At 71.4% G+C, this 23,528-nt stretch carries 23 protein-coding genes; 10 read left to right on the top strand and 13 right to left on the bottom strand.

Annotated elements, in window-relative coordinates; all coding sequences use genetic code 11:
- Positions 1–15: 15 nt before the first annotated feature.
- From AB5J73_RS13115 to AB5J73_RS13100, 4 genes are read right to left on the bottom strand one after another with little or no spacing between them, the layout of a single operon-like run.
- Positions 16–642, bottom strand: a complete 627-nt coding sequence (locus tag AB5J73_RS13115; RefSeq protein WP_370969991.1) for a DapH/DapD/GlmU-related protein — start codon at positions 640–642, stop codon at positions 16–18.
- The gene (locus tag AB5J73_RS13110; protein ID WP_370969990.1) at positions 629–1,825 is read right to left on the bottom strand and encodes a glycosyltransferase family 4 protein; all 1,197 of its coding nucleotides are present in this window, start codon (positions 1,823–1,825) and stop codon (positions 629–631) included. Before AB5J73_RS13110 ends, AB5J73_RS13115 begins: the two co-directional genes overlap by 14 nt.
- A 32-nt stretch (positions 1,826–1,857) precedes the next feature.
- Complete coding sequence (locus tag AB5J73_RS13105; RefSeq protein WP_370969989.1) at positions 1,858–2,787, bottom strand: NAD-dependent epimerase/dehydratase family protein; 930 nt, start codon at positions 2,785–2,787, stop codon at positions 1,858–1,860.
- A 24-nt stretch (positions 2,788–2,811) separates the two neighbouring features.
- A complete protein-coding gene (locus tag AB5J73_RS13100; RefSeq protein ID WP_370969988.1) occupies positions 2,812–3,945 on the bottom strand; it encodes a DegT/DnrJ/EryC1/StrS family aminotransferase in 1,134 nt (377 codons plus the stop codon).
- Between the two features lie 127 nt (positions 3,946–4,072).
- On the opposite strand from AB5J73_RS13100, the gene AB5J73_RS13095 reads away from it, so the two are divergent.
- A complete protein-coding gene (locus AB5J73_RS13095; protein WP_370969987.1) occupies positions 4,073–7,162 on the top strand; it encodes a BTAD domain-containing putative transcriptional regulator in 3,090 nt (1,029 codons plus the stop codon).
- A gap of 111 nt (positions 7,163–7,273) precedes the next feature.
- Positions 7,274–8,461, top strand: coding sequence for an L-2-hydroxyglutarate oxidase (lhgO, locus tag AB5J73_RS13090; protein WP_370969986.1), 1,188 nt, complete (start codon positions 7,274–7,276; stop codon positions 8,459–8,461).
- On the opposite strand, the gene AB5J73_RS13085 is transcribed toward lhgO, so the two are convergent.
- Together AB5J73_RS13085 and serS are read right to left on the bottom strand one after the other, a co-directional pair.
- Positions 8,458–9,453 carry a DUF3558 family protein gene (locus AB5J73_RS13085; protein ID WP_370969985.1) on the bottom strand — a complete coding sequence of 332 codons (996 nt, stop codon included), beginning with the start codon at positions 9,451–9,453 and terminating at the stop codon, positions 8,458–8,460. The genes lhgO and AB5J73_RS13085 overlap by 4 nt on opposite strands.
- Positions 9,454–9,523: 70 nt before the next feature.
- Positions 9,524–10,786, bottom strand: coding sequence for a serine--tRNA ligase (gene serS, locus AB5J73_RS13080; RefSeq protein WP_370969984.1), 1,263 nt, complete (start codon positions 10,784–10,786; stop codon positions 9,524–9,526).
- A 119-nt stretch (positions 10,787–10,905) separates the two neighbouring features.
- On the opposite strand from serS, the gene AB5J73_RS13075 reads away from it, so the two are divergent.
- Entirely contained in the window at positions 10,906–12,195 is a 1,290-nt protein-coding gene (locus AB5J73_RS13075; RefSeq protein ID WP_370969983.1) for an aspartate aminotransferase family protein, read from the top strand.
- A 362-nt stretch (positions 12,196–12,557) separates the two neighbouring features.
- Here AB5J73_RS13075 and AB5J73_RS13070 read toward each other — a convergent pair whose 3' ends face one another.
- The 4 genes from AB5J73_RS13070 to AB5J73_RS13055 all read right to left on the bottom strand — a co-directional run bounded on the left by AB5J73_RS13070 (position 12,558) and on the right by AB5J73_RS13055 (position 15,757).
- Complete coding sequence (locus tag AB5J73_RS13070; protein ID WP_370969982.1) at positions 12,558–13,472, bottom strand: haloalkane dehalogenase; 915 nt, start codon at positions 13,470–13,472, stop codon at positions 12,558–12,560.
- Between the two features lie 68 nt (positions 13,473–13,540).
- Positions 13,541–13,993, bottom strand: coding sequence for a DUF350 domain-containing protein (locus AB5J73_RS13065; protein WP_370969981.1), 453 nt, complete (start codon positions 13,991–13,993; stop codon positions 13,541–13,543).
- Positions 13,994–14,038: 45 nt separating this feature from the next.
- Positions 14,039–15,205, bottom strand: coding sequence for a glutathionylspermidine synthase family protein (locus tag AB5J73_RS13060; protein WP_370969980.1), 1,167 nt, complete (start codon positions 15,203–15,205; stop codon positions 14,039–14,041).
- Positions 15,206–15,757, bottom strand: a complete 552-nt coding sequence (locus AB5J73_RS13055) for a hypothetical protein (RefSeq protein WP_370969979.1) — start codon at positions 15,755–15,757, stop codon at positions 15,206–15,208.
- Positions 15,758–15,911: 154 nt separating this feature from the next.
- Here AB5J73_RS13055 and AB5J73_RS13050 point away from each other — a divergent pair, with 154 nt between their 5' ends.
- The 4 genes from AB5J73_RS13050 (at position 15,912) to AB5J73_RS13035 (ending at position 19,147) form a co-directional block, all read left to right on the top strand.
- Positions 15,912–16,940, top strand: a complete 1,029-nt coding sequence (locus AB5J73_RS13050; RefSeq protein WP_370969978.1) for a septum formation family protein — start codon at positions 15,912–15,914, stop codon at positions 16,938–16,940.
- Positions 16,940–17,290 carry a metallopeptidase family protein gene (locus tag AB5J73_RS13045; RefSeq protein WP_370969977.1) on the top strand — a complete coding sequence of 117 codons (351 nt, stop codon included), beginning with the start codon at positions 16,940–16,942 and terminating at the stop codon, positions 17,288–17,290. The genes AB5J73_RS13050 and AB5J73_RS13045 overlap by 1 nt, the downstream gene beginning before the upstream one ends.
- Before the next feature lie 87 nt (positions 17,291–17,377).
- Entirely contained in the window at positions 17,378–18,613 is a 1,236-nt protein-coding gene (locus tag AB5J73_RS13040; RefSeq protein ID WP_370969976.1) for an MFS transporter, read from the top strand.
- A gap of 45 nt (positions 18,614–18,658) precedes the next feature.
- The gene (locus AB5J73_RS13035) at positions 18,659–19,147 is read left to right on the top strand and encodes a hypothetical protein (protein ID WP_370969975.1); all 489 of its coding nucleotides are present in this window, start codon (positions 18,659–18,661) and stop codon (positions 19,145–19,147) included.
- On the opposite strand, the gene AB5J73_RS13030 is transcribed toward AB5J73_RS13035, so the two are convergent.
- From AB5J73_RS13030 to pheA, 3 genes are all read right to left on the bottom strand, one after another.
- Complete coding sequence (locus AB5J73_RS13030) at positions 19,144–19,785, bottom strand: DUF4232 domain-containing protein (RefSeq protein WP_370969974.1); 642 nt, start codon at positions 19,783–19,785, stop codon at positions 19,144–19,146. The two genes, AB5J73_RS13035 and AB5J73_RS13030, sit on opposite strands and share 4 nt — an antisense overlap.
- A gap of 123 nt (positions 19,786–19,908) precedes the next feature.
- Positions 19,909–20,526 (bottom strand): histidine phosphatase family protein, encoded by a 618-nt coding sequence (locus AB5J73_RS13025; RefSeq protein ID WP_370969973.1) that lies wholly within the window; start codon positions 20,524–20,526, stop codon positions 19,909–19,911.
- Entirely contained in the window at positions 20,523–21,431 is a 909-nt protein-coding gene (pheA, locus tag AB5J73_RS13020; RefSeq protein WP_370969972.1) for a prephenate dehydratase, read from the bottom strand. Before pheA ends, AB5J73_RS13025 begins: the two co-directional genes overlap by 4 nt.
- A 99-nt stretch (positions 21,432–21,530) precedes the next feature.
- Here pheA and AB5J73_RS13015 point away from each other — a divergent pair, with 99 nt between their 5' ends.
- The 3 genes from AB5J73_RS13015 to AB5J73_RS13005 all read left to right on the top strand — a co-directional run bounded on the left by AB5J73_RS13015 (position 21,531) and on the right by AB5J73_RS13005 (position 23,525).
- Positions 21,531–22,151, top strand: a complete 621-nt coding sequence (locus tag AB5J73_RS13015) for a macro domain-containing protein (protein WP_370969971.1) — start codon at positions 21,531–21,533, stop codon at positions 22,149–22,151.
- A gap of 115 nt (positions 22,152–22,266) precedes the next feature.
- Positions 22,267–23,199: a type I pantothenate kinase gene (gene coaA, locus AB5J73_RS13010; protein ID WP_125306249.1), complete on the top strand. Its 933-nt coding sequence runs from the start codon at positions 22,267–22,269 to the stop codon at positions 23,197–23,199.
- A 167-nt stretch (positions 23,200–23,366) separates the two neighbouring features.
- Positions 23,367–23,525 carry a hypothetical protein gene (locus AB5J73_RS13005; protein WP_370969970.1) on the top strand — a complete coding sequence of 53 codons (159 nt, stop codon included), beginning with the start codon at positions 23,367–23,369 and terminating at the stop codon, positions 23,523–23,525.
- Positions 23,526–23,528 lie beyond the last annotated feature (3 nt).

Here is a 23,528-nt window from a genome sequence, read left to right as displayed (position 1 = left end):
GCTGCCGTCATCCAGCTAATCCGAGAAGTCCCCGGACGGCGCACCCCAGCCGGTAGCGTCACCGCCGCGCTCTTCCGCGATCTCCCGGCGCCGCGCGTTTTCCGCGCGGACCCGCTCCACCTCGGACCGGATGTACTCCTCGTCGTACCGCTGGAACACCCGCGCCGGGTTGCCCGCCACCAGCGTCCGCGGCGGGACGTCCTTCGCCACCACTGAATTCGGCTGCACCGTCGCGAAGTCGCCGATCGTCACACCGGCCATGATGACCACCAGGCCGCCGATGAAGCAGCCCTTGCCGATCTTCACGGGTTTGCGTTCGATCAGGTCGCTGCCCGAGTGGTTCTGCAGCGTCATGTTCGCCAGCCAGCTCGAGTGCGTGAAGATCAGCGTGTTCAGGCCGATGCTGGTGTGCTCGCCGATCTCCAGGCCACCGCTCGCGTCGAGCGCCGCGCCCTCGCCCACCCAGCAGTGGTCGCCCATCTTGAGGTTCTCGGGGCTGATGATCTTCACGCGCTCGCGCACCCGGCACGTCGGCGGCAGGCCGTAGAAAGCAGCTCGCTCGGCGTCGTTCATGTACTGCGAGACGAGCTCGGTCAGGATCTGCGGGCGCAGCCGGTGGCTGCGCTCGTCATCGAAGAACATCGGCTTCCGACACCAGTTTCTCGAACGTCCTCAAGTGCTCCTCCGCGACGACGTCGAGGCCGAAGTTCGAGCGCACCATCTCGCTCTCGCGCTGCGCGATCAGCGCGCGCCGTTCCGGGTCGTCGAGCAGCTCGACCACCGTGCGGGCCACGGCTTCCGCGTCGTCCGGGCGGACCAGCAGCACGTTCTCGCCGTTGCGCAGCTCGATGCCCGGGTAGTTGTCTTCGGTGACCGACGCGATCGTCGCCGTGCCCGACAGCATCGCTTCCAGGGACGCCGTGCCGCAGCCGCCGTTGAGGTCGTGCGTCACGATGTCCGCCGCCGCGAAGTACGCCGGGACGTCCTCCTTCGGGACCGCGCCCGTGACGACCAGCGCGTCCGAGACGCCCAGTTCCGCCGCCCGCTTGAGGAACGCGTCGTGGTAGACGCGGCCGACCACGACCACCCGGACGCCAGGGTGCTTGTCCAAAATGGACGGCAGGGCCTCGATCAGCGGCAGCCGGTTGCGCAGCGGGATGACGTGGCCCAGCGAGACGATCAGCGGTGCGTCGCCGATTTCGTGCTCCGCGCGGACGTCCTTCGTCACCGGCTTCGCGAAGTGCCCGGTGTCGACCGCGATCGGGAAGTACTCCGAGTTCGCGTCGCTCGTGCCGTAGCGGTCGACGCAGTAGTCGACGCCCAGCTTGTCGAGGATGACGTACCGCGGCTTGATGTAGGCCAGCATCGGCCGCACGAGCACCGCGTCCAGCAGCCGGAACACGCCGCCGTACAGCTTGTTGTCGCTGATCAGGAGCGTGTGGATGGTCAGCAGCGTCGGAATGTCGTGCCGCCGCGCGTAAATGCCCGCGAGCCACGACAGGTCGAAGAACTGGCCGTGCAGGTGGATCGCGTCCGGCTTGAACTCGTCCAGCAGCTTCCACAGCCGCCGCCAGTTGCCCGGGCGCAGCGAGGCGAAGCTCATGTCGAAGTCGATCGACAGGCCGATCTGCGGCATCTTCACCGCCGGGAGGCGCACGACGCGGTAGCCGTCGCGCTCCTCCTCGGCCGGGGCCTCGCCGTAGGCCGCCGTGATCGCCAGGACCTCGTGCCCGGCCTCGACGAACTGCGCCGCCAGCGACGCCGACATGTGCGCGCTGCCGCCGACGCGGGGCGGGAAGAAGTTGTTCACCACCGCGATGCGCATGGCGCGTCCCCGGGCCGGCCCCGCCGTCGCCGTCACTCGGTTTCCTTGACCAAATCCCGCATCCCGTCTTCGACGGTGATCCGCGGCTCCCAGCCCAGCACGTCACGCGCGCGGGTGATGTCGGCGGCGCGCCGCGAGACCAGCACGTCGCGCTCGTTGAACAGCGGCTCGACGTCGACGCCGACGGCCTCGATGAGGATCTTGGCCAGCGCCGCGATCGACGTGTCGATGCCGGTGCCGATGTTGATCGGCAGGTTCGCCCGCTCCGACTCCAGCGCCGCGACGACCGCGCGCGCGAGGTCGTCGACGTGCACGAAGTCCATCGACTGGTCGCCGCGGCCGTCGATGATCGGCGGCTGGCCGGCGCGCAGGCGCTGGATGAAGTGGTTGATCACCGAGGTGTAGTAGGCCTCGATCTTCTGGCCGGGGCCGTACACGTTGAAGAACCGCAGCGCGTTCCAGGACAGGCCCTTGGTGCGCTCGTAGAAGCCGAGCATGTCCTCGCCCGCGCGCTTCGAGATGCAGTACGGCGTGAGCGGCTTGAGCTCGTCGTCCTCGTGCATCGGCAGCCGCTTCGGGTCACCGTAGACCGACGCGGTCGAGGCGAACACCAGCCGCTCGACGCCTTCGTCCGCGGCCGCGGCGAAGACGTTGTGGTTGCCGATCATGTTGATGTCGATCGACTCGTGCGGGTCGGCGATCGACTTGTTGATCGACACCGTCGCGAAGTGGATGACGTGCGTGCAGCCGCGCATGGCCTCGCGCACCGCACCGCCGTAGCGGACGTCCTTTTCGACCAGCTCGACCTGGCCGGTCGCGACGAACTCGTTGACGCGGGCGCGGTCGCCGCGGGTCATGTTGTCGAAGATCCGGACCGTGTAGCCGCCTTCGAGCAGGAGCGGGATGACGTGCGCGGCGATGAAGCCGCCGCCCCCGGTGAAGAGCACCTTCTTGTCGGACACCAATTTCTCCTCGGTCGGGCGGCTTCAGGACAGGGACTGCACGGCGGCGCGCACGACCTCGCCGACGCGCGTGACCTCGGCGTCGGTGAGGTTCGCGTGCATCGGGATGGCCAGCTGGCGCGCGAACGCGTCGGCGGAGACGGGCAGCGGGGGCTGGGGGCCGTAGACCGGCTGGAGGTGGGAGGCGTAGGTGCCGAAGTTGCACTGGACGCCCTGCTCGCGGATCCGCAGGGCCAGCGCGTCACGGCTGAGCTCCGGCGCGACCGTGAGGAGGTAGGCCTGCCACGGGTGCTCGCGATCGGACAGTTCCACCGGGACGGTCAGCGCGTCGACGTCTTCGAACGCTTCGTGGTAGCGCTTCGCGACCGAGCGGCGGGCGGCGAGGAGGTCCGGCAGGCGGTCGAGCTGGACGTTCATGATCGCGGCCTGCACGTCCGACATGCGGAAGTTGTAGCCGAGCTCGTGGAACTCCGGGATCGGCAGCGTGGCCGAACCCTCGCGGCTGATCGCCGGCTCGATGCCGTAGGTGTGCAGCTTGCGGGCGTGCGCGATGAGGTCTTCGCGGTCCGAGACGAGCGCGCCGCCCTCCCCCGCGGTGATGCCCTTGCGGCCGTGGAAGGAGAACGCGGCGAGGTCGGCGAGGCTGCCCGCGGGCCGCGTCTTGTACGTCGCGCCGGCGGCACAGGCGGCGTCCTCGAACAGCCAGAGCCCGTGCTTGTCGGCGATCGCGCGGTACTCGTCGAAGTCACCGGGCTGGCCGGCGACGTCGACGGCGAGGATGCCGACCGTCCGCTCGGTGACCAGGCTTTCGACGTGGGCCGGGTCGGCGCTGAAGACGTCCGGGCGGATGTCGGCGAAGACCGGCTTCGCCCCCGCCTGGACGACGGCGTGACCGGTCGCCGGGAACGTGTAGTCGCCGACGATCACCTCGTCGCCCGGCCGGACGCCGAGGACCTTGAGCCCCAGGAAGAGCGCCGAGCCGCAGTTCGCGGTCGTCAACGCGTGCGCGGTGCCGGTGACCTGGGCGAACCGCTCCTCGAACCGGCGGCACGCGGGCCCCGCTCCGGCCAGCCAGCCGGACCGGAAGACCGCCGCGACGGCGGCGAGCTCCTCTTCACCGACGGTCGGCTGACCGAGGGCAATGCTGTCGGACGACATACCTCTCCCATTGCGTGGGGACCCGGCGAAGTGTATATACGCACGCTCAGCTGATTCACAGGCCCACGCCGTACTCCACTTTCGAGTGACGCCCGTCGCGGCTCGATCGACGTCCTACGCTGGGCACATGCGATTCGGGGTGCTGGGGGCCGTCGCCGCGTGGACCCCGGACGGCACGCAGGTGGCGGTCGGCGGCCCGCGCTCGCGGACGCTGCTGGCGTTGCTCGCGCTGGACGCCGGGCGGTTCGTCCCGGCCGACCGGCTGATCGACGGCATGTACGGCGAATACCCGCCGGACGGCGCGGCGAACGCCCTCCAGTCCCAGGTGTCCCGGCTGCGGACGGCGGTGAAGGAATTGGCCCCGGTCGAGTTCACCGCGGCCGGCTACCGGCTGGCCGTCGGACCGGACGAAGTGGACGTTCACGCTTTCGAACGCCTCGCGCGCGAAGGCCGTGCGCTGCTGAAGAACGGCCATGCCACCCGGGCCGCGGAGCTGCTGGGCGACGCGCTGGCGCTGTGGCGCGGGCCGGCGTTCAGCGATCTGGCGGACGCGCCGTTCGCCGCCGCGCAGGCCGCGCGGCTCGAGGAGCTGCGGGCGGACGCGGTCGACGACCACGTCGAGGCCCGGCTGGCGCTGGGGCAGGCCGAGGACGTCCTGACCGGACTGCGGGAGACCGTCGCCGCGCGGCCGCTGCGGGAACGGCCGCGGGCGCAGCTCGTGCGGGCGCTGGCCGCCGCGGGCCGGGCCGCCGACGCGCTGGCCGCGTTCGAGGACGCCCGCCGCACGCTGGCCGACGAACTGGGCGCCGACCCCGGCGCGGAACTCGCCGAAGCCCACCTCGCCGTGCTGCGGGGCGACACCGAGAAGCCGGTGATCCCGGCGCTGCCCGCCCAGCTGACCAGCTTCGTCGGCCGGGACGCCGAGCTGCGGCAGGTGGCGGAGCTGCTCGGGCGCAACCGGCTCGTGACGCTGACCGGGCCGGGCGGCACCGGCAAGACCCGCCTGGCCATCGAGGTCACGGCCGCCGACGCCGGACCGGTCGCGTTCGTCGAACTGGCCCCGCACGAAGGCGACGGCGTCGTCCGCGCGGTGCTGACCGCGCTCGGCCTGCGGGACAGCGCACGCGGCGGGCCGCAGGACCCGGTCGAGCGGCTGATCGGCGCGTTGCGCGACCGGACGACGCTGCTCGTGCTCGACAACTGCGAGCACGTCGTCGAGGTCGCCGCCCGGCTCACCGCCCGGCTCCTCGCCGCGTGCCCGGGGCTGCGGGTGCTGGCGACCAGCCGGGAACCGCTCGGCATCACCGGCGAACAGCTGGCCCCGGTGCCGCGGCTGGCCGTCCCGCCGCCCGGGACGCCCGCCCGGCAGGCGAGTGCGTTCCCGGCGATCCGGCTCTTCGCCGACCGCGCCGCCGCGAGCGATCCCGCGTTCGCGCTCGACGAGACCACGGTCGGCGACGTCCAGCACATCTGCGCGGCCCTCGACGGCCTGCCGCTGGCGCTGGAGCTGGCCGCCGCGCGCGTCCGGGCCCTGCCCGCCGGCGAGATCGCGACCCGGCTCGACGACCGGTTCCGGCTGCTGGCCCGCGGCAGCCGGACGGCCGAGGCGCGCCACCGCTCGCTGCGCGGCGTCGTCGAGTGGAGCTGGGACCTGCTCGACGACGAGGAGCGCGAGCTGGCGCGGCGGCTGACGGTGTTCTCCGGCGGCGCCACGGCCGCGGCCGCCGCCGAGGTGTGCGGCGCCGACGTCGACCTGCTGCCGGAGCTGGCGAGCAAGTCCTTCGTCGAGGCGGTCGGCGGCCGGTTCCGGATGCTGGAGACGATCCGCGCGTTCGGCGCGGAGAAGCTCGCCGAGGCGGGCGAAACCGAGCGGGTGCACCGCGCGCACGCCGAGTACTTCCTGCGGTTCGCCGAGGAAGCGGACCCGATGCTGCGGACCGCGGCGCAGCTGGCGTGGCTCGACCGGATCGACGCCGAGTACGACAACGTCCTGGCCGCCCTGCGCTGGGCCACCGCGCACGACGTCGCGCTCGCGCTTCGGCTGGTGCCGCTGCTGGCGATGTACTGGTGGATGCGCGGGCGGCGGTTCGAAGGGGCCGGGTTGTCGCTGGAGGTCGTTTCGCGCTGTTCCCCGGAGATCCAGGAGCGGTACCCCGAGGAGTTCCTGGTCTGCGTGCTCGGCGCGCTGTCCGGGCACCCCCACGAGACGCTGGAGCAGTACCTGCCGCTGGTCCGCCGGTACGCGGTGGACGGCGACTGGACGCCGCGGAACCCGATGCTGGTGATGCTGATGGGCGTCGTCGTCGGACCGCCGGGTGACGACGACGAGATGCTCGGCCGCGGCAAGGGGCTGCTCACCCGCGGCGACGCGTGGGGCTGGGCGCTGCTGCCGATGGGCGTCGGCCTGCGGGCGATGATGACCGGCGAGCTGGCCGAGGCCGAGGCCGGGCTGCGCGAGGGTGCGGCGCAGTTCCGCGCGCTGGGCGAGCGCTGGGGCCTGTCGATGGCGCTGGACCACCTGTCGCAGCTGCTGACGTGGCGGGGCGAGCACGAGGCCGCGCTGCCGCTCATGGACGAAGCGCTGGCCCTGATGCACGAGATCGGCGCGACGGACGACGTGGCGGACCTGATCTGCCGCCGCGCGTGGACCCGGCTGCTCTCCGGCGACCGCGCGGGCGCGCAGGCCGACTACGACCTGGCCGCGGCGACGGCCCGGCGAGCGGGCATGCCGGAGTCCCGCGCGGCGGCGTACACCGGCTTGGCGAACCTGGCCCGGCACGAAGGCGACCTGGCCGCGGCGCGGTCCCTGAACGAGCGCGCGCTGGCGGAGTGCCCCGGCGGGTCGTTCGCGGCGGAGACGGTCCGGGCGGGCGCGATGATCTCGCTGGGCTGGCTGGCGCTGGCGGAAGGCCGCCCGGCCGAGGCGGCCCGGCTGCACCGGGAGGCGCTGCTGACGGGACACCGGTGGCACGCCGGGGACGTGGTGGCGTTCGCGCTGGAGGGCCTGGCCGGCGCGGCCGGACCGGAACAGGCGGCGCTCCTGCTCGGCGCGGCGACGGGTGTCCGGGGCACGGCGATCGCGGGCGACCCGGACGCCGGCGCGGTGCGCGCCCGGGTGCGGGAGGCACTGGGCGCCGAGGGCTTCGAGCGGGCGTTCGCGACCGGGGCGGGGATGAGCGCACAGAAGGCGCTGACCGCGACGGGTCTGGCGGGCTGAAGGGGACTTTCCTCGCATCAGACGCGCCGAAAGTCCCCTTCAGCCCGCCGGCGGCGGGGCTGCGGCCAGGCAGCGTCCACCGGGCCGGGCGTTCGCGTAGCCTGGTCGATCGTGCGCAACGTGGTGGTCGTCGGGGGCGGGATCGTCGGTCTGGCCGTGGCCTGGGAACTCACCAGGCGAGGGCTGGACGTCACCGTGCTGGAGAAGGAATCCCGGTGGGCGGCCCACCAGACCGGGCACAACTCGAACGTCGTGCACGCCGGGCTCTACTACAAGCCCGGGTCCTTCAAGGCGCGGATGTCCGTCGCCGGCAACCGGTCCATCGTGGACTTCGCGCGCCAGTACGGCGTGCCGGTCGAGGTGTGCGGGAAGCTCGTCGTCGCCACCGACGAACGCGAGATCCCCGCGCTGGACACGCTCGCCGAGCGGGCCGAAGCCAACGGCGTCCCGGCCAAGAAGATCTCGCCCGCGGAAGCCCGCGAGTACGAGCCCGAGGTCTCGTGCGTCGCCGCGTTGCGGGTCGAGTCCACCGGGATCATCGACTTCCCCGCCGTCTGCCACGCGCTCGTCCGGCTGCTCGACGAAGCCGGTGTCGACCTGCGGCTGGACAGTCCCGCGCTGGCCATCCGGGCCGGCGCGAACGGCGGGGTGGAGGTCGCCACCGGCAGCGACGTCGTCGTCGCGGACGCCCTCGTCAACTGCGCCGGCCTGCACTCCGACCGCGTCGCGCGGCTGGCCGGCCTGACGCCGTCCGCGCGGATCGTGCCGTTCCGCGGCGAGTACTACGAGCTCAAGCCGGAGCGCCGCGGCCTGGTCAAGGGCCTGATCTACCCGGTGCCGGACCCGACGCTGCCGTTCCTCGGCGTGCACCTCACGCGGATGCTCGACGGCAGCGTGCACGCCGGCCCGAACGCCGTGCTCGCGCTGCGCCGCGAGGGCTACCGCTGGGCCGACTTCTCCGCGAAGGACGTCGCCGAGGTCGCGGCCTTCCCCGGCGTCTGGCGGCTCGCGAAGAAGTACGCGTTCCCGACCGGGCTCGACGAGGTCCGCCGCTCGTTCTCGAAGAAGCGCTTCGCGGCCAGCCTCGCCCGGCTCGTCCCGGCCGTCACCGAGGACGACATCGTCCGCCACGGCTCCGGCGTCCGCGCCCAGGCCATGCGCCGCGACGGCTCGCTCGTCGACGACTTCCTCATCGAGACCGCGCGCGACCAGGTGCACGTCCTGAACGCGCCGTCGCCGGCCGCGACGAGCGCGCTGGAGATCGCGCGCCACATCGCCGACCAGGTGTCCGAGGGCTAGCCCGGCAGGTTCGGCGTCACCAGCGGCAGGGCCTGCTTGACGACGTCGCAGGTCTTGGTGTCGTCCCCGATGAACCCGCTGACCACCTGGATCGACGACGTCTCGGTGATCGCCAGCGTCGCGCCGCAGGTCGCCCGCAGGCCGCCCATGTTCGGGAACAGGCCCCACTTCTTGCCGCCGACGTCGAGGGTCTCGGTCGGGTTGACCCCCTTGGCGCCGGGCCAGTCCGCCACCGGCGTGCTGGGGCCGAACCAGACCTCGAAGGCCTTCTGGCCCTCGTCGCCGTCGGTGTCGTCCCAGAGGCAGTAGGTCGAGTTCGGGATCACGGTCGAGTTGGTCTTCTCGCCGTCGGGCGAGATGTTCTTCAGCTGCGCCACCTGGTCGGGCTTGAGCGTGGCGCACGGGTCGGCCGACAGCAGCGGCCCGCCCGGCTCCGGCTTCGCCGAGGTCTGCGGCGTGATCGGCGGCGCGTCCTGCCCACCGGGCAGGTGCGCCGCGGCCTGCGGGATCGCCAGCTTCACCAGTTCGCACGACTTCTCGAGCTTGCCGGTCGAGACGCCGACGAAGGCGAACGACTTGTCGCCGAGCGACGCGTAGAACGTGCAGTCGTCGGGGAGGATCGAGCCGTACTGCGTCCAGCTGAGCCCGCCGATCTCCTGCGGCGAGGACTTCGGGACGGCGCCGGCGATGTACTCGTTGAAGTCCATGTCCGTCGCGAGACCGACGCTGAGCACGGCCGACAGGTCGTCGTTGTCCTTCAAGCTCCACAGGCACATCGGCGGCTGGAGCCGGTCCTTGTTCTCCGGCACCGAACGGCCCGGCTGCCGGTAGCCGAGGGCGTCGACCTGGGCTTCGTCGAGCAGCTTGCAGGCGTCGACGGCCTTGACGACCGGGCCCTGGCCGGGCACCGGCGACGCCGAACCGCCGACCGCCACCGTGCACCCGGTCACCACGGTCGCCGCGGCCAGCGCCACCGCCACCTGCCACTTCATGCGCATTGATCCTCCCGTTCGGCCCGGACTGTACTGGGACGAACGGACGAGCACCGCGGATCCGCCCGATTCAGCGAGGGGTGAGGACTTCCTTGCCGCCGACGAACGGACGCAGCGCCGCCGGCACGCGGACGGAGCCGTCCTCCTGCTGGTGGTTCTCGACGATCGCGACAATCCACCGGGTGGTGGCCAGCGTGCCGTTGAGCGTGGCGGCGATCTGCGGCTTGCCGTTCTCGTCGCGGTAGCGGACCGACAGGCGGCGGGCCTGGAACGTCGTGCAGTTCGACGTAGAGGTCAGCTCGCGGTAGGTGTCCTGCGTCGGGATCCACGCCTCGCAGTCGAACTTGCGGTGCGCGGACGTGCCGAGGTCGCCGGTCGCGGTGTCGATCACCCGGTAGGGCACCTCGATCTTCGCGAGCATCTGCTCTTCCCAGCCGAGCAGCCGCTCGTGCTCCGCCTCGGCGTCGGCCGGCTTGGCGTAGACGAACATCTCGACCTTGTCGAACTGGTGCACGCGGATGATGCCGCGGGTGTCCTTGCCGTACGAGCCGGCCTCGCGGCGGTAGCAGGACGACCAGCCCGCGTAGCGGTTCGGGCCGTCGGTCAGGTCGAGGATCTCGTCGGCGTGGAAGCCGGCGAGCGGCACCTCCGACGTCCCGACCAGGTAGAGGTCGTCGTCCTCGAGGTGGTAGATCTCGCTCGAGTGCGAGCCGAGGAAGCCGGTGCCCGCCATGATCTCCGGGCGGACCAGCGACGGCGTGATCATCGGCGTGAAGCCGTTTTCGAGCGCCTGCGCGATGGCCATGTTGAGCAGGCCGAGCTGCAGTTGCGCGCCGACGCCGGTGAGGAAGTAGAACCGCGAGCCCGACACCTTCGCGCCGCGCTCCATGTCGACGCCGCCGAGCGCTTCGAGCAGCTCGAGGTGGTCCTTCGGGGTGAAGTCGAACTTCGTCGGCTCGCCGACGTGCTTGACCACGGCGAAGTCGTCTTCGCCGCCGACGGGAGCGTCCGGGTGGACCAGGTTCGGCACGGAGCGGAAGAGCTGGTCGAACTCCTCCGACGACGTGTTCTGCTCCGCCTCGGCCGCCTTGACCTGCGCGGCGAGCTCCTTGGCGGTGGCCAGCAGCTGCTGCTTCTCCTCGGGTGGGGCCTTCGGGATCTGCTTGCCCAGGAGCTTCTGCTCGTTGCGCAGCTTGTCCGCGGCCGCGATCGAAGACCGGCGCCGGGTGTCGAGGGAGAGCAGCTTGTCGACCACTCCCTCGTCTTCACCACGGGCGCGCTGCGACGCGCGCACGGCTTCCGGGTCTTCGCGCAGAGTCCTGGGGTCAATCACGAAGACAGAGGGTAGTCCGTACAGACTGTGCGGCCCTACTGGGTTATCCCGACAGTCTGATCGTTGAAGCGCTGTTCACGGCGTCCTCATACTCCAGGAAACACGGAGGAGGCGCCCCGATGACCGACGAGCTGCTCGCCCGGCACCGCGCAGTGATGCCGTCCTGGATGTCGCTGCTCTACCACGAACCGATCGAGATCGTGCACGCCCACGACCGGCGCATGACGGACTCGCGGGGCCGCACCTACCTCGACTTCTTCGCCGGCGTGCTGACGAACTCGATGGGCTACGACGTCGCGGAGATCGGCGACGCGGTCCGCAAGCAGCTCGACACCGGCATCCTGCACACCTCGACGCTGTACCTGATCCGCTCGCAGGTGGAGCTGGCCGAGCGGATCGCGAAGCTGTCGAACATCCCGGACGCGAAGGTGTTCTTCACGAACTCCGGCAGCGAGGCCAACGACACGGCGCTGATGCTGGCGACGCAGTTCCGGCGCAGCAACCAGGTGCTGGCGATGCGGAACTCCTACCACGGCCGGTCCTTCGGGACGGTCGCGATCACGGGCAACCGCGGCTGGTCGGCGTCGGCGCTGAGCCCGGTCAAGGTCAACTACGTCCACGGCGGCTACCGCTACCGCAGCCCGTTCCGGGACCTGTCCGACGCCGACTACATCAAGGCCTGCGTCGCGGACCTGGTGGACGTGCTGGACACGGCGACCGCGGGCGACGTGGCCTGCCTGATCGCCGAGCCCATCCAGGGCGTCGGCGGGTTCAGCCTCCCGCCAGACGGCCTGTTCCGGGCGATGAAGGAGGTCCTCGACGAATACGGGGTGCTGTTCGTCTCCGACGAGGTCCAGACCGGCTGGGGCCGCACGGGCGAGCACTTCTGGGGCATCGACGCGCACGGCGTGACCCCGGACATGATGACGTTCGCGAAGGGACTCGGGAACGGCCTCGCGGTCGGCGGCGTCGTGGCCCGCGGCGACGTCCTCGACTGCTTCCAGGCCCAGTCGTTCTCGACGTTCGGCGGCAACCCGGTCTCGATGGCCGGCGCGACGGCGGTGCTGGACTACATCAAGGACCACGACCTCCAGGCCAACTGCGCGGCCCGAGGACGTCAGCTCCTCGACGGGCTGCGCGCCGCTTCTTCGCCGCTGGTGGCCGAGGTACGGGGCAAGGGCCTGATGATCGGCGTGGAGCTGATCAAGCCGGGCACGACCGAGCCGAACGTGGCGGCGGCGGCAAGGATGCTGGAGGAGACGAAGGAGCGCGGCCTGCTGATCGGCAAGGGCGGCCTGCACGGCAACGTCCTGCGCCTGGGCCCCCCGATGACCCTTACCGCCGACGAGGCCCAGGAGGGCCTGAACATCCTGCTCGACTCCCTGGCCGCAACCCACGCGGCACTCTGACCCAAGAGCTGGGTGGTCATCCCGTCGCCTGAGGCCGTCAAATCACTTTGAGCCGGGCCCGCAACCCACAGCCCAACGCGAGAAGACAGCGCAAGCTTGCGGGCCCGGCTCAAAGTGATAGGCCTCGCTCAGGCGACGGGATGACCACCCAGCGACCCCCTCGAAAAGGTGGGAGAACAGCGGGGCTGGTGGTCATCCCAGAGCCTGCCCGTCCGGCGAGGACAGCTTTTATCTTTTCTCCTTGCCAGAGACTCCCGCGAGAGAGCGGGTCCGACCTCCCCCGCCCCTCCGGTGGGATTCTCGGTCGACGCTCGGGTTTGCGCCGCCGGCCGCCGGTTCGCTCGCGACTGGGCTGGGAACTGCTAGCCCCGTACGAAGCGCACCACCTGCTCGGCCAGCTCTTCGCCCGCGTCCTCCTGCAGGAAGTGCCCGGCTCCGGCGATCACCGGGTGCTCGATCCCCTGTGCGCCCTTCATCGAGCGCTGCAGGATCGGGGCCATGCCGCCCGTGATCGGGTCGCCGTCGGAGAACGCCACCAGGAACGGCAGCTCCAGCTCCGTCAGCGTCCGCCACGCCGCGCGGTTCGCCGTCGAGGCCGGGTCGTCGGGCCGGTAGGGCACCAATGAGGGCATTGCCCGGGGGCCTGCCTTGTACATCTCGTTCGGGAACGGTGCGTCGTACGCCGCCCGCTCCGCCTCCGTCAGCGAGGACCGGCAGCCTGACTGGATGAAGCGGCCGACGTCCAGTACCGGGGCCTTCTCCACGGCCTCGCGGAACGCGTGCCACTGCGGCGGCATGTCGATGTCGCCGGTGGGCAGGCCGGTGTTGGCCGCCACCACCCGGGCGAAGCGCGAGGGGTGCTCCGCCACCAGGCGCAGGCCGATCAGGCCGCCCCAGTCCTGGCCGACGAGCGTCACGTCGTGCAGGTCCAGCGCGTCGAACGCGAAGCCGCGCATCCACTCGACGTGCCGGGCGTAGGTGTGGTCGGCCAGGTCGCCCGGCTTGTCCGAGCGGCCGAAGCCGACCAGGTCCGGCGCGATCGCGCGCAGGCCCGCGGACGCGAGCACCGGGAGCACCTTGCGGTACAGGTACGACCAGCTCGGTTCGCCGTGGAGGAGCAGGACGACCGGGCCGTCGGCCGGGCCCGCCTCGACGTAACCCACTCTGATCACGCCGCCGTGGGGGTCGTCGAGCTCGGCGTACTTCGGCTCGAAGGGGAAGTCGGGCAGGTCCGTGAACCGGTCTTCCGGTGTCCTCAGCAGGCGCACCAGACCCACGCTAGTGCGAATGGCAGAGCCGGGCCACGCACTGCGTGACCCGGCTCACGTCGGTCTGGGGGCGGGCGTCAGGAGATGCCGACCGCCACCACGAGGCCCAGGCCCAGGTGCGCGGCCGCGACCACGATGCTCACCGGCGCGAACTTCTCGCTTTCGATGGTGGACGCCACGTCGATGCGGGTCGCCCACTCCAGGAGGCGGACCGCGACGACCTGGACGACGATGCCGAGCAGGCCGTAGACCAGCGACGTGATCAGGCCTTCGGTCAGGTCGCTCGCCGAGTTGAAGATCGCCACGACGACGATGAACGCCATCGAGAGCATCCCGGACGCCGTCACGATCACGGCGTTGGGCAAGCCCTGCGTGACCAGCTTCGACAGCTTGCCGGGCGTGGTCCAGTCGATCGCGTAGAAGCCGACGAACATCAGCAGCAGGCCGACGACGCCGTACAGCAGGATCGCGCCGATCCCCCGCACGAGGTCGGAGCCGAACGTGTCGGACAGCGCAAGGGTCGTGTTCACGAGTTGTCTCCCAGGGGAAAAGAGCTGATCAGCGACGGTGTTCTATCACGACTCGACGATGCGATGTGGGACGAATGCCGCACCGTCGTCGGTGACCAGGCCCCCGGTTTCCCGGATGCCGAGGCCCGCGGAGCTGTCCCCGACGATCCACGCGCCGAGGGCCGGCCGGTACCCGTCGAACTCGGGCAGCGGGTCGAACGCCTGGTAGACGAAGCCTTCGGCGCCGTAGACGCCGTCGGTCTGGGTCTCGTAGCCGGTCGCGACGATCTGGACGTTCGCGCCCTCGCGGCCCAGCTTCGGCTTGCGGACGTACTCGGTGAGCAGGCCCGGGTCGTCGGCGAAGGCGGGCAGCAGGTTCGGGTGGCCCGGGTAGTTCTCCCACAGGATCGCGAGCAGCGTCTTGTTGGAGAGGATCATCTTCCAGAGCGGCTCGATCCACAGCGTCCGCGGCAGCGACTCGACGGCGTGGCGGCCGAACTCCTCGTCGACCACCCACTCCCACGGGTACAGCTTCAGCACGGTCGCCATCTGCTGCTCTTCGAGGTCGACGAACCGCTTGAGCAGCGGGTCCCAGCCGATCTCCTCGATCGCCAGCCCCACCGTGTCGAGCCCGGCTTCGGCCGCCGTCTCCTGCAGGTACGCCGTGGTGACGTTGTCCTCGCCGGTCGGGTCGGCCGCGGACCAGGTGAAGTGCAGCTCGTTCGACGGCAGCTTGTCCTGGAGCTCGGACCACCGCTCGACGAGCTTCTCGTGGATCGAGTTCCACTGGTCGTCGTCCGGGAAGACGTCGGTCTTCCAGTGCCACTGCAGCAGCGACGCCTCGAGCAGCGTGGTCGGCGTGTCCGCGTTGTACTCCAGCAGCTTCGCCGGCGACTTGCCGTCGTAGCGCAGGTCGAACCGGCCGTAGACGTGCGGGTCCTGCCGCTTCCACGACTCGGCGATGTGCGGCCAGACCCACTCCGGGATGCCGAACCGCTGGTAGCCCTCGGTGGTCACGACGTTGTCGACGGCCTCGAGGCACATCGAGTGCAGCAGTTCGACGTCGGCTTCGAGCGAGAGGACCTCGTCCATTTCGAAGACGTAGTGCACGGACTCGTCCCAGTACGGCCGCACCCGGCCGCTGCTGTCGCGGGCCGGCGTGCCGTAGACGAGTCCCTGCTCCTCGACGATCCGCTGCCAGTCACGCCGCGGCTCGCGCCGGTCCCGGTACACCTACGATCCCCCGCTCTTGCCGCTGCCGCCGGTGCCCCCGGTGCTGCCGCTCTTCCCGCTGATGCCGAAGCCGCCGCGCTGGACGGACTTGCCGGACTTCGTGTTCACGCTGGTCCGCGACGAGGGCGCGTCGTACGAGCCCCCGGAGACGCGCTGCCCGATCGTGCCGGTGCCGCCGTAGTTGTAGCGGTAGCTCTGGTAGCCGCCGGTGTTGATCGGCAGGAACAGGAAGCCGCCGCTGTGGTAGCCGCCGTGGCTGGTGACGTAGTTGTCGTCGCAGTAGTCGTCGTTCTGGACGATGCCGTCCTTGTCGGTGCAGACCGCCGTGACACTGCCGGTGGGCCTGGCGACCGTGTAGAACGTCGCGACCAGGCCGACGAGCCCGACCGTGACCCCGCTGCCGATCAGGATCTTGCGCCGGGTCGCCGCCTTGGCGTCGGCCTGGCGGGCCAGCTCCTGGTCGCGTTCCTCCTGCGCGAGCGCCTGCTGCCGCGCCCGCTGCTCGGCGACCGACGGCTGCTTGGGCTGCGTGTTCGAGTCCTGGAATCTCATCGAACCGCGCTTCGGCGGCTCGGGGGGCGGCTGGTCCCCAGTGTTGCTGTCCTGCGTCATGTGCGCTCCGTAATCCCGGCCACCACGAAACCGTGACCCACCCTAACCACCCGGATCGCGCACGTCGCGCGCGGCGCGGGCATCATGGACTGCGATGTCTCCCAGCGCCGATCGGTTCCCCACCGCCACGCAGACGCTGCGCACCCGCGTCGTGATGGGCGGGATCTTCGCGGGCGCGCTCATCGCGCTCGCCCTCAGCGTCGTGTTCTCCTGGAGCGACGGCATCACCGGCGGCTCCGGCGGTGGCGCCGGCAAGCTGTCCGCGGCCGCCCAGGAGGCGTTCCACTCGCCGCCCGGCAGCTGCCTGACCTGGGACAACCCGGACGCGAGCGACGCGCGGAAGGTGGCCTGCACCGAGCCGCACCTGTTCGAGGTGACCGCGCTGGCGGACATCGGCGCCCAGTTCCCCGAGGGCGCGCCGGTGCCGTCGCTCGACCAGTGGCAGCAGATCGCGCAGCAGAAGTGCACCGCGGACGTGAAGCCGTACCTCGGCCACAACCTCGATCCGTACGGGAAGCTCACGACGAACCTGCTGCGCCCGACGCCGTCGCAGTGGGACGACGGCGACCGCCAGCTGCGGTGCGGCCTGCAGTGGGCGGGCCCCGGCGGCAAGCTGCTGCCGACGACCGGGCCGGCCAAGGAGCAGGACCAGTCGCTGGTCTTCGAGCCCGGCACCTGCCTGGCGCTGCAGGGCAAGGGCGTCGGCGACCCACTCGACTGCGCCAAGCCGCACTCCTACGAGATCGTCGCGACCCTCGACCTCAAGACGAAGTTCAAGGACGGCTACCCGAAGCAGGACGACCAGAAGGCCTGGCTCGACACCGAGTGCAACAAGGCCGCGGCGGACTACACCGGCGGCGCCGACCTCGATCAGAAGAAGCTGATCCTGACCTGGGACCTGCGGGAGCAGGAGAGCTGGGACGCGGGCTCGGCCAAGGTCAACTGCAAGGTGGCGGCGCTCCTGCCGGACAAGAGCGGCCTGCAGGCGGTCACCGGCAGCGTCAAGGCCGCCCCCGCCGGTCCCGACGGCGGCCAGCCCCAGGACGGCGGCCCACCGTCGGACGGGGGTGGCGGCCCGGCCACGTCGAGCTCGGCCCCGCCGTCGACGAAGAAGAACGGCTGATGCCGGTCGAGATGAGCCGGGAGCGGTTCGAGGAACTGGTCTCGGCAGCGCTGGACGAGGTGCCGCCCGAGTTCGCGCGGGCGATGGACAACGTCGTCGTGCTCGTCGAGGAGTTCAACGACGAAGCGCCGGACATCCTCGGGCTCTACCACGGGATCGCGCTGACCGAGCGGACGTCGTCGTACGGCGGGGTGCTGCCCGACCGGATCTCGATCTACCGGCAGCCGATCCTCTCGATGTGCGAGGACGAGGACGAGGTCGTCGAAGAAGTCCTGATCACGGTGGTGCACGAGCTGGGCCACCACTTCGGCATCGACGACGCCCGCCTGCACGAACTCGGCTGGGGCTGAGCCCGCACCGTAACCCCATCGGGTGACGGCACGCTTATCCTGTCACCAGAAGTCATTGGGTGACTGCGATACGTGCTGGGGGCCCCGATGGACAACCCGCGGAGACTCCCGTGGCTGCTGACGTCGAGCGCGGTTTCGAACCTCGGCGACGGCATCGGCAAGGTGGCGCTGCCCCTGCTGGCCACGACCCTCACCCACGACCCGGTGCTGATCGCCGGGTTGTCCGCCACCCAGTTCCTGCCGTGGCTGCTGTTCGCCGCCGTCGCCGGGGCGCTGGTCGACCGGATCGACCGGCGGCGCGCGATGGTCGTCGCGAACGCCGCCCGCGCGGCCGCGGTCGGCGTGCTGGCCGTGCTGGTCGCCGCCGGCGGGATGACGATCTGGCTGGTCTACCTGATCGCGCTGGTCATCGGGACGGCCGAGACGATCGCGGACAGCGCGGCGAACGCGCTGGTCCCGGCGGTCGTCGGCGACGGCTCGCTCGACGCGGCCAACAGCAAGCTGCAGGCGTGCGAGATCGTCGGCCAGACGTTCCTCGGCGGCCCGATCGGGAGCCTGGCGTTCGCCCTCTTCGCCGCCTTCCCGTTCGTCCTCAACTCCGCGGGGTTCGCGATCGCGGCCGCGGTGCTGCTCGGGCTAGCCGGTACCTACCGCGGCCGCGGCGACGAGCAGCCGACGCGGTTGCGCACCGAGCTGGCCGACGGCCTGCGCTGGCTGCGCGGGCACCCGCTGCTGCTGCGGCTGGTCGTCGTCGCCGGCCTGCTCAGCCTGGTCAGCGAGCTCGCGCAGGCGCAGCTGGTGCTGTACGCGCTCGACGACCTGCACCTGTCGGACGCGGCCTTCGGGTTCTTCGCGTTCGTGGGCGGGATCGGCGGGCTCGCCGGCGCGGGCCTCGCCCCGCGGCTGGTCCGCGCGGCCGGCCGGCGCGCGGTGGTCGTCGGCGGGGTCGTCTGCTGCGGCGCCGGGTTCGGCGGGATGGGCCTGGTGCGCTCGCCGGTCGCGGGGGCCGCGCTGTTCGGCCTGTTCGCGGCCGCGGTCGTCGCGGTGAACGTCGTGCTCGCGACCGCGCGGCACACGCTCGTGCCGGACGAGCTGCTGGGCCGGGTGCTCGGCGTGTGGCGCACGGTCGTCTGGGGCGCGATCCCGCTCGGCGCCCTGCTGGGCGGGGTGCTGACCGGGGTGCTCGGCTCGGCCGCGCGGACGTTCGCCGCGTCGGGCGTGGCCATGCTGGTGATCGCCGCGTTCGCGTTCGGGGCGCTGCGGCGGTTCCCGCTCGGTGACGAATCGGACTCAGCCACGGCGCTGATGCACCAGGATCCGTGAATGTGAGCTGAAATAGCTCCTCACCCAGGTGGTGAGGAGGCGACCATGCGCACCGTGGACAGCGGCACCGGCACCGACGCCGGTCCCGACTTCGACGAGTCCCCGGCCGAGTCCGGTGAGTCCGGCGAGCCCACCGCACCGCCGCCGTCACGCCGGCTGCTGGTGCTCTGCGCGGTCGCCGGGTTCGTGCTGGGCGGCAGCGTGCTCGGGCTGCTCTGGGGGCTGTCCGGGGTGCACGCCGGCGCGCTCGACGACGCCGTCGCGGCGTGCCAGGCGCTCGACCGGGTGGGCGAGCTGCCCGACACGAGCCGGGACGCGCAGCCGTCGCTGACGCCCGGGCTCAGCGCGGAACGGCTGCAGCGCATGACGGCGGCCCGCGCCCTTTCCGCGGCCGCTGCCCAGGTGAACGCCAACTACCAGCCGCTGGCCGACCACATCGACGGCGTCAGCCGGATGGTGCTGAGCCTGCACTTCAACGACATCTCCGGGCAACGGCACCTGACCGAGGCCAAGGAGATCTGCGGCCGCATTTAGGCGGGGTGGACGGTCTTCACCGAAAGCTGGTTGCCGGGGATCTTCGTGCTCGCGCAGCCGGTGCCCTCGGACGGCAGGAAGTTCGACGCCGTCTCCTGCGGCAGGTAGATCCGCAGGCCCTTCACCGCGGTCGGCTGGCAGGTGCCGGGGTCGAAGTTCTGCACGTTGACGAACTGGACGTCGGCGACCGCGGTCTGGCCCGGGTTCAGCTTGACCGCGTTGCCCTTGGTGCCTTCGCGGAACGCGTCCTTGCCGACCTGGTGCCCGTCCGCGCCTGCCACGTAGGACACGCCGGGGAACCCCTGGATGGTGCACGGCTTGGCGCTCGAGTTGGTGATGAGCAGCGGCCGGTACACCGAGCCGGCGCCGGCGTCGCCCTGGCCGAGCGAGAGCTTGACGTCCCCGGCCTTGCAAAGCCCGTTGTCGGCGGGCTGGGCGACCGGCGACGAGGCCGGCGCCGAGTTGCTGGGGCTCGAAGTGGCCGTGGTGACGCTGGTGGAGGTCGGCGACGCCGAGGTCGACGGCGTCGAAGTGGTCGCCGCGGGGGTGGCCCCGCCGCCCCCGCAGGCGGAAAGCGCGAAAACGCCCGCCGAAGCCGCGACCACCGGGAAAAACCGTGAAAGCTTCGTCCGAACCATGTCAATCGCCTCCCTGGTGTGGTGCTACTGGGTAGACGTACGGATCTCCGGCAGGTTGGTTCGCACCGTTAATTCCCCACCAAACGTTTCTCAAACGTGACGGGATCACACTTTCGTGGCGATTTACAGCGGGGTGTCGACCCAGGTCAGGCAGTGCCATTCCCCGCCCGGCCGCGCTTCCAGCTCGATCAGGCCGGTGTTCGGGATCAGCGCCGCGTTGGCGACGTCGGCGTGGACGTTCGGCGCCAGCCACTCGCCGGCCAGCCGGATCGCGCCGCCGTGGCAGACCAGCGCGACCACGCCGTCCGGGTCGGCCTGCTCGTGCTTGGCCCGCAGCGCGCCGACCGCGTCGAGCATCCGGGCGCGCACGCTGGTGCCGCTTTCGCCGCCGGGCAGCGCCGGCTCCAGCTCGCCGAGCGTCCAGCGCCGGACCGTCTCCATGTAGACCCGGATGGACGCGTGGTCGGTCGCGCCCTCCAGATCGCCCGCGACGACCTCGTGCACACCGTCGACGACCTGCACGTCGACGCCGAACCGGGCGGCCAGCGGCGCCGCGGTCTGCTGGGCGCGGGTCGCCTGCGACGCGTAGACCGCGACCAGCGGCTCGCCCTCGAGCCGCTCCGCGAGCTCGGCGGCCTGCCGGCGGCCGAGCTCGGTCAGCGGCGGCCCGGGGAGGGCGGTGTCGAGCGCGCCGCGGACGTTCCCGTCGGTCTGCCCGTGGCGGATGAGCAGCAGCCTCACGCCAGCTCCCCCTTGCGGACCGCGTCGGCCCACACCGCCGCTTCGACGAAGTCGTCGTTGCCGGCGCCGGCTTCGATCGTGGACCGGGTGCCGTCCGCGCGCGGGTGCGAGCCGAGGAACCGCAGGTTGCGGCAGTGCCGGCGCAACGCCGTCAGCGCGTCGAGGATCCGCGGCTCGGCCACGTGGCCCTCGAAGTCGATGAAGAAGCGGTATTCGCCGAAGTTGTTGCGCGTCGGCCGGGCGTCGAGCCGGGTCAGGTTGATGCCGCGGTCGGCCAGCGCGGTGAGCAGCTCGGCGAGCGTGCCGGTGCGGTTGACGGCCGCGGCGACCACCGACGTCCGGTCCGCGCCCGTCGGCTCCGGCAGCTCGCCCGGCGGGCGGACCAGCAGGAACCGCGTCGCCGCGTCGCCGACGTCGGCGACCTCGGTGGCCAGCACCTCCAGGTCGTAGTGCTCGACCGCGACCGGCGCGCAGACCGCGGCGTCGAACTGGCCCTCGAGCACCCCGACCGCGGCCGCCGACGTCGACGACGAGGCCACCGGGTGCGCGCCCGGGAGGTTCGCTTCGAGCCACTCGCGGACCTGGGCCAAGGCGTGCGGGTGGCTCGCGACGGTCCGGATCTCGCCGCCGCCGGGCCGGGTCAGCACGCTGAAGTGGATCGGCAGGATGGCTTCGGCGACGGCGACCAGCGGGGTGGACTCGCTGAGCGCGTCGAGCGTCGCGGGCACGACACCTTCGACCGAGTTCTCGATCGGCACGCAGGCGGCGTCCGCCCCGCCGTCCCGGACGGTCGTCAGCGCCTGCCGGACGGTCTCGACCGGAAGCAGCTCTTCGCCGGGGGCGAGCGCCCGCGCGGCCTGTTCGGTGAAGGTCCCCCGGGGGCCGAAGTATGCGATCCGTGACACAGCGCCCAGGTTACGGGGCCCGACGGTGGTGACTTTCACTCGGACAGCCGGTACGCGAAGCGGTTACGCCGGGTGGCGTTTTTTGCGATGCTGGGGGGTGTGACCGCCGACTCCGGCACGCACACCGGCCGCGGGGACGCACACCCGCCGGTCTCCCCTCGGACCCCCGAGCTGGTGCTGTGCGCCGTCGATGAACCACTCGCCACCGCCTGGACCGCCGCCGTGGAAAAACTGGCCGGCCGGGTCCGGGTGCACCGCGGGTCGGTGCTCGACGTCGTCGCGCAGGCCGTGGTCAGCCCGGCCAACTCCTACGGCTGGATGCGCGGCGGCATCGACGCCGTCTACGCGCGGGCGTTCCCCGAGGTGGAGCAGCGCGTCCGCAGCGCTGTCCTGGCCTTCCACGGCGGCGAGCTGCCGATCGGCGAGGCCGTGGTCGTGCCGACCGGCGAGCCCGAGCCGGCCTGGCTGATCAGCGCGCCGACCATGCGCGGGCCCGGCGAGCTGCTGCCCGCCGACACCGTCCACCCCTACCTCGCCGCCCGCGCCGTGTTCCTCCAGTGGCGCGACGGGCAACTCGACGACGGGCCGGTGCGCGAGCACGTCGGCACCATCGCGATGCCGGGCCTGGGCACCGGCGTGGGCGGCGTCGCGCCGGCGACGTGCGCCCGGCAGGTCGCGGCCGCGTGGGACGAGGTCTTCGAGAACCGTTACCCGCGGTAACCCCTGAAAGTCAGGGGGTGGACTACATCACAGCGCGTTCACCCGTCGTAAGCCCTACCGTTAATCACGCAGGTGAAACGTGCGCCAGTGCAGGCGACGGCCGGAGGAGTGTGCGATGACCCGGGTCCGCGAACTCAGCCCGTATGTCGAGCTGCACCGGGAACAGTGGAAAGAACTGCGGAGTTCGACACCGTTGCCGCTGACCGCGGCCGAGCTGCTGCGGCTGCGCGGGCTCGGCGAGCAGGTCGACCTGGCCGAGGTCGCCGACGTCTACCTGCCGCTCTCCCGCCTGATCAACCTGCAGGTCGCCGCACGCCAGCGGCTCTACGAAGCGACGACGACGTTCCTCGGTGACGACTCCCGCGGCACGAAGGTCCCATTCGTGATCGGCATCGCGGGCAGCGTGGCGGTCGGCAAGTCGACCACCGCCCGCATCCTGCGCACGCTGCTCGCCCGCTGGCCGGACCACCCCCGCGTAGACCTGGTCACCACCGACGGGTTCCTCTATCCGCGCGCCGAGCTGATGCGCCGCGGGATCATGCACCGCAAGGGCTTCCCGGAGAGCTACGACCGCCGCGCGCTCCTGCGGTTCGTCACCGACGTCAAGTCGGGGGCCGAGCGCGTCGCCGCGCCGGTGTACTCGCACCTGGCCTACGACATCCTGCCCGGCCAGGAGCAGGTCGTGCAGCAGCCGGACATCCTCATCCTCGAGGGCCTGAACGTGCTGCAGCCGGGGCCGCGGCTGATGGTGTCCGACCTCTTCGACTTCTCGATCTACGTCGACGCGCACACCGACGACATCCAGCGCTGGTACATCGAGCGGTTCCTGGAGCTGCGGCACACGGCGTTCGCGGACCCGGCGTCGCACTTCCACCACTTCGCCGGCCTGCCGGACGACGAGGCCCGCGCCGAGGCGAAGCACCTGTGGCGCTCGATCAACGAGCCGAACCTGATGGAGAACATCAAGCCGACCCGGCCCCGGGCGACGCTCGTGCTGCGCAAGGACTGCGATCACGCGATCAACCGCGTCCGGCTCCGCAAGCTCTGATTTCGTCACCCACACGCGCACCATCCCCACGCTGCGCCCCGAAACACCGGCCGATCGGCCGAGGGCGTGCGGTGAGGCCTAACCGGTTGGCCGATACCGGACGCCCGTTCGGAAAGCGACCCTGAAGGAGTCCGGAAAACGGCTCTGAGCTGGGGAGGAGGCCCACGATGTTCTCGATGATCCTCACGTGGGTCGGTGCGGTGCTCGGTCTGGCCTTGCTGCTCGCGATGGCCGCCGGGACGTTCGTCGTGGACTTCGACGACCGGCTGCAGGAGCGCCGCCGCAAAGCGGTGAAGCCCGCCGAGCCGGCGGGCCCCCTCCCGTAGCCG

Origin of the sequence: Amycolatopsis sp. cg9, from assembly GCF_041346945.1 — a bacterium.
GTDB lineage: Bacteria > Actinomycetota > Actinomycetes > Mycobacteriales > Pseudonocardiaceae > Amycolatopsis.
Note: the sequence above shows the minus strand (reverse complement) of the source record. Positions and strands in the feature narration are given on the sequence as shown.